The following is a 14,415-nucleotide window of genomic DNA, read 5'->3' on the forward strand; positions in this document are numbered from 1 at the left end:
AGTTGAAAACCAATTGCCTACTTAAGCACTTGTGGAGAATCGCGTGCCAATCGAACTGGACCGGATCGACCGGGCTATCCTCGCAGCAGTTCAAAGCGAGGGACGCATACAGAACCTGGATCTCGCCGCCCGGGTGGGGCTTTCCCCCTCGCCCTGCCTGCGGCGGCTGAAGCGGCTGGAAGACGCGGGCGTCGTGCGGCGCTACGTCGCCCTGCTCGACGCCGACAAGATCGGTATCGGCCTCAGCGTCTATGCGCGCATCGCCCTCGTCGCCCAGGATGCGGCGACCGTCGAGAACTTCGCGCAGGCGATGAACGCGCTGCCGCAAGTGGTGGAATGTCACATCATGGCCGGTGAGTGCGACGCGCTGCTGCGGGTCGTGGCAAGCGACCTGAACGGCTATCGCAATTTCCAGATAACCCACCTGACGCGGGAGAACGGCGTGCAGAGCGTGAAGACAGACGTGCCGATCCAGACGGTGAAATCGTCGACCGAACTGCCGGTGTGAGGGAGAGTTGCGGACGGGCGAAGATGCGCCATCCCGAAATGCAAAACGCCCGCGATGGAGCGGGCGTTTACGAAGTAAGTTGCCTATCTATTGATCAGAGGCCGTTGGCGGTCCGTGCAAAGTGACGGATGTTCTTCGGGTCGACCCCGATATCGGTCAGTTCGCGCGGCGTCATGCGCCCCAGTTCGGCAACCGTCTGACGGTACTTGCGCCAGTTGGTGAAGGTGCGTGCTACGTTCATGATAGTCCCCCTTTCCTGGGTTTTCGAAGCCGGCGGCCAGTCAGTGGCGCCCTGATTGCTTCGATGACCCTCTTATACTCCAGGATGTGTCCCTGCCGTAGCACTCGTTCGTCAGCACACCTATGCACAACGCGCATGGGTCGAACTGATCTCGATCAAAGTTGAGGCAATCAGCTGCGGATAGACTGAGGGGATATTCGTCAAAATGCTCGCCGCCATGCTGGAGGCAGAAAAAGGAAAAGGGCCGCCAGAGCGACCCTTCCATGAAATTTGGTCCGGTTGAACGAACCCGGGCCGCCTCTAGACGGTCCGACAGGAAGATGAGGTTTAAGCCGAGGGCTGCCTCGTCAAAACCACCTTTCCATTGCCCATTACGCAGACCGAAATCTCATTAGACATTGGATCACCTTCCTTTCACTACGTTGACGATGATTAAAAGGTAGGAGCGAAACGCGCCTTTCGCAAGGCAAGTTATGTAACCGAATGGCGAAATACGTGTGTTGCAAAGCTCATTGCACGGCTTAACATACGCAAGCGATCGAGCCTGATTCTCTTTCTCGCTCTCGCTGGACATCACTTCCCACCCCTCTACATTACCGGTCATCCCGCCACTGCACGACAGGTCTGCCGTGAAGCTTCCGACCGTTCGCCGAGACCCGACCGACGCCAGCGAACCGGCGCCGCCGCTCGAAATCACCGTCACCCAGACGATCGACGACAGGGTGCAGGCCCTGGTCATGCAGGAGATCGCCTATGGCGTGCGCAGCAAGGGCAAAATCAAAGCCCGTGCGGTGATGTGGATCTGGCTGTGGCTGTTCTTCGTGCTGGCCCTCGGCTTCTTTCTGTATGACGACATTCGCGAACGCGGCATCGAGGTGTTTCTGACGGGTTCGGCGATCGCCACCATTCTACCCATCCTGCTCCTGCTGGTCGCAGCGACGGTCGCAGACCTTTTGTGGTCGAGGGGCGCCGCCAGGCGCAAGCGGGGGAAATACCGCCGCTACCTGACGCGGCTTGGCGAGACAGGCCAGCGCGCCGTCACCTTCCGCTTCGATGGCGAGGGCATCACGCTCACCGAAGAGGATGAGATGGCGCAGCTGCAGCCCTGGCACGACAAGTTGTCGATGACGGACGAGGACGGATGGCTGTGCTTCACCGGCCATATGCACGAATTGTGCATCGTCATTCCCAAGCGCGACCTCTCTGCCCAGGAAATCGAGGCAGTAGAGCGGTGGAATGAACAGCGATCGGCCGCAGGCCCGCCCGCAAGCCTCGCCATCCAACCGGACCTCGCAGGTGCAGAAATCGCGCGTTCTGAGCCGTTCACCTCCAGCCGGGACGAACTGATCGCCACGGTGGAGGAAACCGGCAACAGCCAGGCCTGGAGGACACATCGCACAAAAGTCTTCGTGGCCATCGCCATCGCGCTCAGCCTCCTCACCCCGGCATTCTACCTGATCGGGTGGATTATCGATCCCGACCGGCTGCCGCTCGCAATCGCCCTGCCGATCTATCTCGAGCTGTTTTCGACGACCTTCTGGAAACATGCTCTCGTCGCAGTCGCCGTCCTGGCCGTCTTTGCAGCCCTCAACCCCATGCTTCGCCGCTGGGGCGCGCGGTTTTATGCCGACCAGATGCTGGCCGCGGGACTTGGTGAAAGCACGGTAACTGTCGGCGAAGACGGCCTGCTGGACGATGGCACGGCAATCCGGATGTTCATTCCGTGGAGGGCTATCCGCAAGTGCAGGATCACGCCCGAGCACATTTTCCTGACGATACGACTGGGCGCCGTGCTGACCTATCCGAAGCGCGTCTTTCCAGCCGACAAGATCGCCGCCATCGACGCCTTGTTCCGCGAGAAGGCCGGCCGAGACGCTACGGGAGGAAAGAGCGCATGAGGATCATCGCCCCCCTTCTGCTCGCATCCAGCCTGCTGATGGCCGGACCGGCGACGGCAGACACATCGCAGGTGAAGCTCGACCACGGCATCTCCTTCACGCTGCCGCCGGGCTGGGTGCTTGAGCAGGTCCGCGACACACGCAAGGGCGACAAGGGACGCCTCGTCGCCGAGATCGCCTGCGAGACCGAACATTGCAAGGACGAGACGCTGGAGACCTGCCGCATCGTGCTTTTCCCCGAGCATTTCGGCGACAACCGTGATGCCGAAAATCTCGAGGCGCTTTATGCCAATCCGATGGATCGCTATTTCCGGATGCGCGCGGTGCGCATCGCAATGAGCAAGGACGCAGAGTTTCGACGCCTGCTGGCGCCGATGGCGATCGGCGCGCGTGACTGGTACGTGGCGGAGACCGACGCCCGCCACAACATGAAGTCGGGCCTGTTTGCCGATAGCGTCATCGGCGGCTGGAGAGTGCAGGTCAGCTGCAAGACCTGCGAAACAGGCGAGATACGCTACCGCGACGCGATGGCCATGCTCGCCTCATTTCGCCAGGCCGACGACTGACGGATGGAGCGTGCCGCCCTAGAGCTTCATCACGATCTTGCCGATATGGCTGCTGGTCTCCATCAGCCGATGCGCCTCGATAACCTCATCGAAATCCACGACCGAATGGATGACCGGGGCGACCTTGCCCTGCTCCAGAAGCGGCCAGACCTGGGCCAGGAGATCGTCGCGGATCGCGCGCTTTTCCTCGGCCGTTCTTGGGCGCATGGTGGAGCCCGTCACCGTCAGGCGCTTGACCATGATCGGCGTCAGGTTGGCGTTCTCAACCATATTGCCGCCGAGGAAGGCGATGATCGACAGGCAGCCATCCTTGGCGAGCACAGACAGGTTCTTCTCGAAATAGGTACCGCCGATCATGTCGAGCACGACGTCCACGCCCTTGCCGCCGGTCTCGTTTCTCACCACTTCGGCGAAGTCTTCCGACTTGTAGTCGATCGCGCGTTTCGCACCGAGCTTTTCGCAAGCATCGCATTTTTCCTTCGAGCCCGCCGTCGTGTAGACGGTCGCGCCAAAAGCCTTGGCGAGCTGGATCGCGGTCGTGCCGATGCCGCTCGAACCGCCGTGGATCAGGACGCTCTCGCCATCCGTCAGGCCGGCCATCTGGAAGAGATTGGCCCATACGGTGAAGAAAGTTTCCGGCAGGGCCGCGGCCTTGACCGCATCGTATCCCTTGGGCCAGGGCAGCGCCTGACCGACCGGAATTACGCAATATTCCGCATAACCGCCGCCATTCGCAAGCCCGCAAACCTTTTCGCCGATGGCAAACTCGGACACGCCTTCGCCGAGCGCCACGACCTCTCCGGCGATCTCAAGCCCGAGGATCGGGCTCGCGTCCTTCGGAGGCGGATAGCTGCCCTGGCGCTGGGCGACATCCGGTCTGTTGACGCCCGATGCCTCGACCTTCACCAGAATCTCGCCCGCGCGCGCCTGCGGCAACGGGCCCTTTGCGAGCTTCATCACCTCGGGTGCGCCGAAGGATGGCAGGTCGACATATCGCATCTCGGCGGGAAGCGACGCGGGGGAAAGAGGCATGGGGAACTCCTGTCAGCGTGAAGCCACTGACTTAGGTCAGACCGCTTATTTTAGAAAGGCGGTGTTCAGCCACAAGGTCATTTTGTCTCGCCGAAGACGGAGAAGACAAGCCCGCCTTCACTTTCCTTGGCGCTCGCCTTTACCGCGGCGATCTCGACGCTGATCCGCCCGATATCGTCCAGCAGCAGGTCCTTGGGAAGCTCGAGGACGCCGATGGAACAGCGCAGCAGCGGGAAGTCCCGTTCACGGCCGGAACGGTCGTGGCCGCGGATCTTGCCGGCGGCCCGCTCTTCCTCGGAATAGAGTTCGATCGCGTCGTCGTGGAAATCGCCGAGCAGGCGCCCGAGAATTTCCTCCATCTCTTCCCGTTTCCAATCCCTGATGCCGATGAAGAAATCATCGCCGCCGATATGGCCGAGGAAATGTTCCTCGGAGAAGAAATAACGCTTCATCAGTGCAGCAAAGAGCGAGATGGCATGGTCGCCCTTCTGGAAGCCGTAATGGTCGTTGAAGGGTTTGAAGTTGTCGAAGTCGCAATAGCAGAAGAAGCGGGACTGGTCGTCGTCGCGGCCGGCTTCCTGCATGAAGTCGCGCACGGCGCGGTTGCCCGGCAGGCTGGTCAGCGGGTTCTGGTCCTGGGCGATCTTCAGCTGCTTTTCGTTGACAACCTTGATGAGCGACGCGGCGGAGACGACGCCGGCATAACGCATGTTTTCCGTCAGGATGACGCAGGCGCTGTTTTCCATATTGGCGAATAGGCTCATCAGCTCTTCCGCCTCGGCATCCAGACCGATGATCGGCGCGCGCTCGACGAAATGGGCGATCGAGCGCTCATAGACCTTGTTCTTCAACAGGTCGCGGCCGAAGGGCTGATAGATGAATTCCTTCAGGTGATATTCGTTGATCACGCCGCGCGGCTCGCCATTGGCATTCAGCACCGGGAAGAAGGCCTGGCGCGGGTTGCGGCGGAAGAGTTCGAAGACGGAGTCGATGGCGTCATTCTCGAACACCGTCGGCAGCTTCTCGATCTGCTTGCGGATGAGGATCTCGTCGAGCGACTGGCTGGAGCGACGCGTCCGGCCGATATCGGCGAGGTGGTGGAAGGAATGCTGCAGTTCCGAGGTGAAGGTCGTTGGCCGGGCGACGAAATAGCCCTGGACCAGGTCGACGCCATATTCGCGACAGGCGAGGAAATCCGCTTCGGTCTCGATACCCTCGGCGATCACGCGGATGCCGAGAACATGGGCGATGTTGACGATGCTCTTGACCAGATGGCGCTTGCGTGGGCTCGCCTCGATATTGGAGACGAAATGCCGGTCGATCTTGAGATAGTCAACCGGATAGTCGCAGAGCAGCTTCATCTCGCCATGGCCGACGCCGAAATCGTCGATGGCGAGCTTGAAGCCCGCCTTGCGCATTTCCATCACCAGATCGGCGAATTCCGGCACGCTGGTATTGTCGAAGCGCTCGGAGAATTCGAAACAGACGGAAGACGGCGCGATATGGGCGGCACGCAGATGGTGCAGCACCCGCTCCAGGAACTCATGGCCCTGCGGGATCAGCCGGACGTCGAGATTGAGAAACAGCGTGGCGGAGGAATAATCCGGCAGGGTCGCGAACTTGGCGAGCGCGCGGCCCGACATCATCTGCTCGAGTGCCAGAAGCTGACCGGCGTTTTCAGCCTCGTCCAGCAGCTCCGGGGGGGATGAAAAGCCGATCCGCTCATGGCCGCGCAGCAGGGATTCATACCCGAAGACGGTTCCCGTCGCGACCTCGACGATGGGCTGGAAGGCATTTTCCAGCACCAGCTTGCCAAGCGTGACCAGCTGATCGCCTGCATAACGCCGGACCACGTCCGGTTCGAGAACGGCAGCAGACGACATCCGCAATACTCCAAGGCATAGGGTGGCGGAAAGCCCCCATAAAGATGTGGGGAAACTCACCCACAACCCGTCAACAATCCGTTGCTCGTCTATGAAGATCGCATGAAGGTTTTATGACGGTCACCCGTCTTATGTTTAATATGAAATGAATTAGCCTTGGCCCATCAATATCACGCCTGACGGGCAGCGAGTGCCAGCGCCACCATTGCCCAGCCCTGGATCATCAGGTCCACCGCCAGGAAGGCGCCGAGCACGAGCAGGCTGTTGACCGGCCATCCGAGGGCGATGATCAGGCCTGCGAGAGCCGTGATGACGCCGCCGGCAATGATCCAGCCAGATCCACGATGCGGACGCATGCGCACACCAACCCAGATGCGGAAAATGCCTGCCACCATGAGCGCTATCGCCATAAGGAGCGTCAGGACGACCGCGGTCAAAGCCGGGTTCCAAAACGCGAGAAAACCCGCGACCGTATAAAGGATGCCGCTCAGCACCCAGGTCAGCGTATGCTCCCAGCCTTTGACCTGGAAGGCGTGGACGAGATAGGCGATGCCACCAATCAGCATCAGCATGCCGATGTAGAAGACCGAGGCGACGGTGGCGGCGAACAGATTGGCGAAGGCTATGAAACCGAAGGCGATCAGCAGAATGCCGAGCGCGAGAAACCAGCCCCATTTATCCCGCAGCGCCGAAACCGGGGGCGTATCCAGACCGAGAACCATGACACTTCCTCCTAGAGCATGAACCAGAGAAGACGAACGAGACTATCCCACCCAAGTGCAGGGGGCTTGGACGCTTCGAATATCGCGGATCGGATTTGGCGCGACCTTGACCGGCGTCAATGGCGCCTCAATAACCACCTAGGCCGCATCATTGATCGGGCGCGCCCTCTCGATCCGTTCCAACTCCTTGGGATCATGCATTGCGGCCCAGAGATCTGAGCGGCGCTGGATGTTAAGCCAGAAGTCGGGGCTGTTTCCGAACACCCGCGCCAGAATGAGCGCTGTCGGCACGGTTACCGTCCGGCGGTCGTTGCAGAGCTCGTTGACATGCTTGCGGGGCACGCCCATCGCCTCGGCGAGAGCCGCCTGCGTCAAGGCCATCGGCTCCATGAATTCCTCGACCAATATCTCACCAATACCCGCCGGCCTGCGCTTCGTCATCAACATGCTGCACCTATCTGTAGCTGTGGTCGTCGAGATAAATATCCCTCGCCTCACCCTTTGAGCCATCCCAAAGAAAAATCAGGCGCCACTGCCTGTTCACGCGGATCGAGCAAAATCCATCAAGCGATCCACGCAGCTTTTCCAGATGATTGCTCGGCGGGACAAGCAAGTCCTGATCGGTCATCGCGTCGTCGATCATCTGAAGCTTACGGAAAAGCCGGTCCTCTATATCGGCCGGTATATTCCTGTGCCGGACGTCCCGCACGAAGAAGTCATGAAGCCATTGATCCCGGAAGCCGACAATCATGAAATCTCCACTGATGCCCCAATGTACCACCTAGTGTTACGTCGAGCAAGCGCGCGCTTTTGGAACAGCGCTGTTCGCAATCACCGCTTGATCCAGAGCGCGATCAAAAATAACTCGATAGAACGCCAATCATGCCATCAGAGAGTCGATCGCGATCATGTCCCGCCCGAATATCCTCATCATCATGGTCGACCAGTTGAACGGCACGCTGTTTCCGGACGGTCCGGCAGACTGGCTGCATGCGCCGAATCTGAAGGCGCTGGCGGCGCGCTCTGCGCGATTCCGCAATAACTACACGTCCTCGCCGCTTTGCGCGCCGGCCCGCGCCTCGTTCATGGCCGGGCAATTGCCGAGCCGCACGCAGGTCTACGACAATGCCGCCGAATATGTCTCTTCGATCCCGACCTATGCGCATCACCTGCGCCGCGCCGGTTATTACACGGCGCTTTCCGGCAAGATGCATTTCGTCGGGCCGGACCAGATGCACGGGTTCGAGGAGCGGCTGACGACCGATATCTATCCGGCAGATTTCGGCTGGACGCCGGATTATCGCAAGCCGGGCGAACGGATCGACTGGTGGTATCACAACATGGGTTCGGTGACCGGCGCGGGCGTTGCCGAGATTTCCAACCAGATGGAATATGACGACGAAGTCGCCTTCCTCGCCAACCAGAAGCTCTATCATCTGTCACGCGAAAACGATGACGCCGACCGTCGCCCCTGGGCGCTGACCGTGTCCTTCACCCATCCGCACGACCCTTACGTGGCGCGGAAGAAATTCTGGGATCTCTATAACGACTGCGAACACCTGATGCCGGAGGTCGGCATGCTGGATGAACAGGACCCGCATTCAAAACGCATTCTCGGCTCCTGCGACTATGCGAGTTTCGCGATCAACGACGAGCATATCCGCCGGGCGCGCCAGGGCTATTTCGCCAATATCTCCTATATCGACGAGAAGGTCGGCGAGCTGGTCGACACCCTCACCCGCACAAGGATGCTGGACAGCACCGTCATCCTGTTCTGCTCCGACCACGGCGATATGCTGGGCGAGCGCGGCCTGTGGTTCAAGATGAACTTCTTCGAAGGTTCGGCGCGCGTGCCGCTGATGATCGCCGGCCCCGGCGTCTCCCCCGCCCTGCATGAGGCGCCGGTCTCCAATCTCGATGTCACGCCGACGCTCTGCGATCTCGCCGGCATCTCGATGGCCGAAATCGCGCCCTGGACGGATGGCGAGAGCCTGAAGCCGGTGATCGACGGCGCCGAGCGCACCTCTCCCGTTTTGATGGAATATGCGGCGGAGGCCTCCTATGCGCCGCTCGTCGGCATCCGCATCGGCAAATGGAAATACATCCACTGCATGCTCGACCCGGACCAGCTGTTCGACCTGGAGGCCGACCCGCAGGAGCTGACGAACCTTGCCGGCGATCCGGACTTCGCCGACGTGGTGGCGATGTTCCGCAAACAGCGCGAGGAGCGCTGGGACATGAGCGCCTTTGACGCTGCCGTGCGCGAAAGCCAGGCGCGGCGCTGGGTCGTTTACGAAGCACTTCGAAACGGCGCTTACTACCCGTGGGACCACCAGCCCTTGCAACGCGCCTCAGAGCGCTACATGCGCAACCACATGAACCTCGACAATCTTGAAGAATCCAAGCGCTACCCTCGGGGCGAATGACGCGCGGGGAATGCGGAGAATGAGAATGAAAGCACAGCCGAAAGCCAGCCACTTTATCGACGGCGAATATGTGGAAGACACCGCAGGCACCGTTATCGAGAGTCTTTACCCCGCCACCGGCGAGGTGATCGCAAGGCTGCATGCGGCAACGCCTGCGATCGTCGAACAGGCAATCGCAGCGGCGAAACGCGCCCAGCCGGAATGGGCGGCGATGAGCCCGACGGCCCGCGGCCGCATCCTGAAACGCGCCGCCGAGATCATGCGCGAGCGCAACCGCGCTCTTTCCGAACTTGAGACGCTCGATACGGGCAAGCCGATCCAGGAAACGATCGTTGCCGACCCGACCTCGGGGGCCGACAGTTTCGAATTTTTCGGCGGCGTGATCGCGGCCGGCATGAACGGGCAGTATATCCCGCTCGGCGGCGATTTCGCCTATACGAAGCGGGTGCCGCTCGGCGTCTGCGTCGGCATCGGCGCCTGGAACTATCCGCAGCAGATCGCCTGCTGGAAGGGCGCTCCGGCGCTCGCCGCCGGCAATGCCATGGTGTTCAAGCCATCGGAAAACACGCCGCTCGGCGCCTTGAAGATCGCCGAGATCCTGATCGAGGCCGGGTTGCCCAAGGGCCTGTTCAACGTCATCCAGGGCGACCGGGCGACGGGGCCGCTTCTCGTCAACCATCCCGATGTCGCCAAGGTGTCGCTCACCGGCTCGGTGCCGACCGGCCGCAAGGTGGCGGCGGCGGCGGCCGGCAGCCTCAAGCATGTGACGATGGAGCTCGGCGGGAAATCGCCGCTGATCGTGTTCGACGATGCCGATATCGACTCGGCCATCGGCGGGGCCATGCTCGGCAATTTCTATTCCACTGGCCAGGTCTGCTCCAACGGTACGCGCGTCTTCGTGCAGAGGAAGGTCAAGGATCAGTTCCTGTCGCGCCTTAAACAGCGGACGGAAAAGATCGTCATCGGCGAACCGATGAACGAAGCAACCCAGATGGGGCCGCTGATCTCCTTCGACCAGCGCCAGAAGGTGATGAGTTATATCGACAAGGGCAAGACCGAGGGTGCAATGCTTCTGACCGGCGGCGGCATCCCGAACGATGTCACCGGCGAAGGTTATTACATCCAGCCGACCGTGTTTGCCGACGTGACCGACGAGATGACCATTGCGCGCGAGGAAATCTTCGGGCCTGTCATGTGCGTGCTCGATTTCGACGACGAGGACGAGGTGATCGCGCGGGCCAATGCCACCGAGTTCGGCCTGTCAGCCGGCGTCTTCACCGCCGATCTTTCGCGCGGGCACCGGGTGGTGGACCAGCTCGAGGCCGGGACGCTGTGGATCAACACCTACAATCTCTGCCCGGTAGAAATTCCCTTCGGCGGATCGAAGCAGTCAGGCTTCGGGCGGGAGAATTCGCTGGCCGCGCTGGAGCATTATTCGGAGCTGAAGACGGTCTATGTCGGCATGGGCAAGGTCGAGGCGCCGTATTGATGATGTCTCAGGCCACGGAGCAAGCTCGCCCCCCTCTGGCCTGCCGGCCATCTCCCCCACAGGTGGGGAGAATAGCTGGGCGCACCCACTCGACCCAGCCGCGAACCTTTACCGACAGATCATCCTTGACCAACATTGATGGGCACGAAGATCGCGCCGCCTGTGATCTCCCCCCTTGTGGGGGAGATGGCCGGCAGGCCAGAGGGGGGCCGACGCGGGATGCCTCCAATAAAACGCTTGGAGCCATTTGACATGCAGCAGGCAGATTTCGTCATCATCGGTTCCGGTTCGGCGGGTTCGGCCATGGCCTATCGCCTGTCGGAAGACGGCAAGCATTCGGTGATCGTCATCGAGGCCGGCGGATCGGACTATGGACCGTTCATCCAGATGCCGGGTGCGCTCGCATGGCCGATGAGCATGAAACGCTACAACTGGGGTTATCTTTCCGAACCGGAGCCGAACCTCGACAATCGCCGCATCACCGCACCGCGCGGCAAGGTTCTGGGCGGCTCGTCCTCGATCAACGGCCTCGTCTATGTGCGCGGCCATGCCGAGGACTACGCCCGCTGGGAGGATCTGGGGGCCACCGGCTGGTCCTATGCGGATGTGCTGCCCTATTTCAAGCGGATGGAAACGTCGCATGGCGGTGAAGCCGGCTGGCGCGGCACCGAGGGGCCGCTGCACGTGCAGCGCGGGCCTGTGACCAATCCACTGTTTCACGCCTTCATCCAGGCCGGCAGCCAGGCCGGCTTCGAGACGACCGAGGATTACAACGGCTCGAAGCAGGAAGGCTTCGGGTTAATGGAGCAGACGATCTATCAGGGCCGCCGCTGGTCCGCGGCCAACGCCTATCTGAGGCCCGCGATGAAGCGGCCGAATGTCGAAATCGTCCATGCCTTCGCCGAGAGGGTCGTCATCGAGAACGGCCGCGCCACGGGCGTCGAGATCGTTCGGCGCGGCGTGCCCGAAGTGATCAAGGCGAACCGCGAGGTGATCGTCGCGGCATCCTCCTTCAATTCGCCGAAGCTTTTGATGCTGTCGGGCATCGGCCCGGCGGATCATCTGAAATCGATGGGCATAGAGGTGAAGGCGGACCGGCCGGGCGTCGGCGCCAATCTTCAGGATCACCTGGAATTTTATTTCCAGCAGGTCTCGACCAAGCCTGTCTCGCTTTATTCCTGGCTGCCCTGGTTCTGGCAGGGTGTCGCCGGCGCGCAGTGGATGATGTGGAAGGGTGGGCTCGGCGCCTCCAACCAGTTCGAAGCCTGTGCCTTCCTGCGTTCCGAGGCAGGATTGAAGCAGCCGGACATCCAGTATCACTTCCTGCCGGTCGCAATTTCCTATGACGGAAAGGCGGCCGCCAAGAGCCACGGGTTCCAGGCGCATGTCGGCTACAACCTTTCAAAATCCCGCGGAAACGTGACCCTGCGTTCGGCGGATCCGAAGGACGAGCCGGTGATCCGCTTTAACTACATGAGCCATGAGGAAGACTGGATCAAATTCCGCCATTGCGTCCGGCTGACCCGAGAAATCTTTTCGCAGAAGGCCTTTGACGATTATCGCGGGCCGGAAATCCAGCCGGGCGAGAGCGTGCAGAGCGACGAAGAAATCGATGCCTTTCTGCGCCAACATCTGGAAAGCGCCTATCATCCCTGCGGCACCTGCCGCATGGGCCGAACCGATGATCCATTGGCGGTGGTCGATCCGGAATGCCGGGTGATCGGGGTCGAGGGCCTGCGGGTGGCGGATTCATCGATTTTCCCGCACGTGACCTACGGTAACCTCAACGGCCCGTCGATCATGACCGGCGAGAAGGCGGCGGATCATATTCTCGGCAGAACGCCGCTGCCGCGCAGCAACCAGGAGCCCTGGGTCAATCCGCGGGCGGCAGTGAGCGATCGGTAATCAGTAGTAGTCGTCTTCGCGCTGGTGGCGGATGGCGAGGATGGTGACCGTATGGTCGCTATTTATATCGTATAGGATGACGTAACCGGATGATCCGAAAGGGATTAGGAGTTCTCGCGCGAGAGCATCATCTTCGATTGCCTTTCGGCCCACGAATGGGAAATCCTCAAGAACGCGCATGGTTTTGAAAACGGCTTCGTAACAACGTTCCGCCAAGTCGATATCGAGTTCAGCGAGGTAGCTGTAATACCTCTCGAAATCGTCAAAGAATTGCCTGGAGTAGCGAAGCGTTCGCGTCATTTCTCTTTCGCAGCCCGCGCCTCAGCAAGCTTTCTTCGCATCATATCCAGCACGTCCTCCGAAGAGTAATAAAAGCCCGTGCGCTCTATCTCTTCCCGCGCGGCCAAACCGCGGGCGATAAACTCGGCTTGTGATTTTCTGATATGGACCTGTCGGCGCAGCGAGTCCTCGACGAGGCCAGAGAGCGTCTCGCCTTCCTTGAGCACGCTTTCGGCTGCAGCGCGCAGTTCCGGCTCGACGCGCAGCGAGGGGATTGTCGCGGTCTTGGCGGCAGTTTTCATGACGACACCTCATGCGTTGCAATTGCGATGCATGATGCGCTTGTCGACGGATATTGGCAAGGCTAGATAAAGCCGATCCAGCGTCCCGCCACGACCGCCGCAATCCAGATCACAATCGACAAGGCAGCGGATATACGCAGCCCCGATGTGGTCGAAGCGCCGGCCAGAACGGCCTTCCATCCCGCGCTTCGATGCACGGCGACGGCATTGGCGAGCCCCAATGCGATCAAGCCGAGTTTCCAGAGGAAGGCGGGGTTCGTCGCATATTCCGTCGGGCGGACGGAGAAGAGACAGAGGCCGGTGATGATGGCGAGGCTGAGCCCGATCCCGGCAAGGCGGGACAGATAGGGCGCGATGACAGGCAACGGGATCGGCCTGGCCATACCGAGCAGCCGCAAATCCAGCGCCAGAATGGCACCGAACAACATGCCGAGGCTAAGGATATGGGCCGCGTTGACCAGCAGGTATGCGGTCGATGACGTGATGAGGAAACGCGCCACCGGGGTGGCGGCCAGTGGCTCCAACCATCCCATGAACAAATCCATCACCGGCGTCTCAGTTCGTCTTTATCCTTTCCGGATACATGTCGAAATTTTTGCCCGCGACAGTGATGCGGACGGCCTTCATCAGTTTCTCGTTCTCGTCCTGCGACCTGTTGCCGAGCACGGTGATCGCATCGCCCACCTTGGCCGAACCTTCGGCGAAGCCGGAGCGCTCGGTCTGGCGCGGGTTGCCGAGATCGATCTGCCAGACCGTGCCTTCGGACATGACGGTCAGCGATGGATGCGGCGGCGCGAACGAGATGGACTGGATCGTGCCCTCCAGCGTGGTCTGCTCGCCTTCCGTCCAGGCCCAGCCGTGATGGGCGATTGCGGCGCCGGCGATCGCGGCGGACAGGGCAATGGCTGTGAAAACAGTAGCAATCGGGCGCGTTGTCATAAATGTCATGGCTGCTCTCCTTTTCGCGTCTATCGACATGAAGTGGGACAGTGTGGCCGCGTGGCGAGTGGCCTCACCGGTTGTTGAAGGGCGGTTATCGCAGACGACCAATCATTCCGCGTTCATTATCGTCCCCCGACCTCCTTCCCGACCACGGTGAGTCCCATCGAGGCGGGCCGGCAGTTCCGGATTTCCGCCATCCTGACCTTGCAAGCCCCGGCACAG

General features: G+C 60.9%; 16 protein-coding genes. 6 read left to right on the forward strand and 10 right to left on the reverse strand.

Annotated features, from left to right (window positions below):
• Nucleotides 1-43: 43 nt before the first annotated feature.
• Nucleotides 44-508 carry an Lrp/AsnC family transcriptional regulator gene (locus tag BM216_RS07700; RefSeq protein WP_244530116.1) on the forward strand — a complete coding sequence of 155 codons (465 nt, stop codon included), beginning with the start codon at nt 44-46 and terminating at the stop codon, nt 506-508.
• A gap of 94 nt (nt 509-602) precedes the next feature.
• Here the strand turns inward: BM216_RS07700 and BM216_RS07705 are convergent, their stop codons facing one another.
• Complete coding sequence (locus tag BM216_RS07705; protein WP_092997469.1) at nt 603-749, reverse strand: DUF1127 domain-containing protein; 147 nt, start codon at nt 747-749, stop codon at nt 603-605.
• Between the two features lie 629 nt (nt 750-1,378).
• Between BM216_RS07705 and BM216_RS07710 the strand changes: the two genes are divergently transcribed.
• Nucleotides 1,379-2,647, forward strand: a complete 1,269-nt coding sequence (locus BM216_RS07710; RefSeq protein ID WP_092997472.1) for a YcxB family protein — start codon at nt 1,379-1,381, stop codon at nt 2,645-2,647.
• Nucleotides 2,644-3,213 (forward strand): hypothetical protein, encoded by a 570-nt coding sequence (locus BM216_RS07715; protein ID WP_092997475.1) that lies wholly within the window; start codon nt 2,644-2,646, stop codon nt 3,211-3,213. Before BM216_RS07710 ends, BM216_RS07715 begins: the two co-directional genes overlap by 4 nt.
• An 18-nt stretch (nt 3,214-3,231) precedes the next feature.
• On the opposite strand, the gene BM216_RS07720 is transcribed toward BM216_RS07715, so the two are convergent.
• The 5 genes from BM216_RS07720 to BM216_RS07740 form a co-directional block, all read right to left on the reverse strand.
• Nucleotides 3,232-4,245 (reverse strand): NAD(P)H-quinone oxidoreductase, encoded by a 1,014-nt coding sequence (locus BM216_RS07720; protein ID WP_092997478.1) that lies wholly within the window; start codon nt 4,243-4,245, stop codon nt 3,232-3,234.
• Between the two features lie 77 nt (nt 4,246-4,322).
• Entirely contained in the window at nt 4,323-6,128 is a 1,806-nt protein-coding gene (locus BM216_RS07725) for a GGDEF domain-containing protein (RefSeq protein WP_092997481.1), read from the reverse strand.
• 170 nt (nt 6,129-6,298) lie between these two features.
• On the reverse strand, nt 6,299-6,850 hold the full coding sequence (locus BM216_RS07730) for an HdeD family acid-resistance protein (protein ID WP_092997484.1): 552 nt from the start codon (nt 6,848-6,850) through the stop codon (nt 6,299-6,301).
• Nucleotides 6,851-6,988: 138 nt separating this feature from the next.
• Nucleotides 6,989-7,297, reverse strand: a complete 309-nt coding sequence (locus tag BM216_RS07735; protein ID WP_092997487.1) for a HigA family addiction module antitoxin — start codon at nt 7,295-7,297, stop codon at nt 6,989-6,991.
• Between the two features lie 7 nt (nt 7,298-7,304).
• Nucleotides 7,305-7,601, reverse strand: coding sequence for a type II toxin-antitoxin system RelE/ParE family toxin (locus tag BM216_RS07740; RefSeq protein ID WP_092997490.1), 297 nt, complete (start codon nt 7,599-7,601; stop codon nt 7,305-7,307).
• 157 nt (nt 7,602-7,758) lie between these two features.
• On the opposite strand from BM216_RS07740, the gene betC reads away from it, so the two are divergent.
• The 3 genes from betC to betA all read left to right on the forward strand — a co-directional run bounded on the left by betC (nt 7,759) and on the right by betA (nt 12,670).
• Complete coding sequence (gene betC, locus BM216_RS07745; protein WP_092997493.1) at nt 7,759-9,276, forward strand: choline-sulfatase; 1,518 nt, start codon at nt 7,759-7,761, stop codon at nt 9,274-9,276.
• 25 nt (nt 9,277-9,301) lie between these two features.
• Complete coding sequence (gene betB / locus BM216_RS07750; RefSeq protein ID WP_092997496.1) at nt 9,302-10,765, forward strand: betaine-aldehyde dehydrogenase; 1,464 nt, start codon at nt 9,302-9,304, stop codon at nt 10,763-10,765.
• A gap of 252 nt (nt 10,766-11,017) precedes the next feature.
• A complete protein-coding gene (gene betA / locus BM216_RS07755) occupies nt 11,018-12,670 on the forward strand; it encodes a choline dehydrogenase (protein WP_092997499.1) in 1,653 nt (550 codons plus the stop codon).
• Here the strand turns inward: betA and BM216_RS07760 are convergent, their stop codons facing one another.
• The 4 genes from BM216_RS07760 to BM216_RS07775 form a co-directional block, all read right to left on the reverse strand.
• Entirely contained in the window at nt 12,671-12,970 is a 300-nt protein-coding gene (locus BM216_RS07760) for a type II toxin-antitoxin system RelE/ParE family toxin (RefSeq protein WP_092997502.1), read from the reverse strand. It lies immediately after the preceding gene.
• Nucleotides 12,967-13,251 (reverse strand): YlcI/YnfO family protein, encoded by a 285-nt coding sequence (locus BM216_RS07765; protein ID WP_092997504.1) that lies wholly within the window; start codon nt 13,249-13,251, stop codon nt 12,967-12,969. Before BM216_RS07765 ends, BM216_RS07760 begins: the two co-directional genes overlap by 4 nt.
• Nucleotides 13,252-13,313: 62 nt before the next feature.
• Nucleotides 13,314-13,784: a DUF6644 family protein gene (locus BM216_RS07770; protein WP_092998462.1), complete on the reverse strand. Its 471-nt coding sequence runs from the start codon at nt 13,782-13,784 to the stop codon at nt 13,314-13,316.
• Between the two features lie 22 nt (nt 13,785-13,806).
• A complete protein-coding gene (locus BM216_RS07775; protein WP_177230734.1) occupies nt 13,807-14,199 on the reverse strand; it encodes a DUF6152 family protein in 393 nt (130 codons plus the stop codon).
• Nucleotides 14,200-14,415 lie beyond the last annotated feature (216 nt).

This window comes from Rhizobium sp. NFR07, assembly GCF_900111905.1.
Lineage (GTDB): Bacteria > Pseudomonadota > Alphaproteobacteria > Rhizobiales > Rhizobiaceae > Neorhizobium.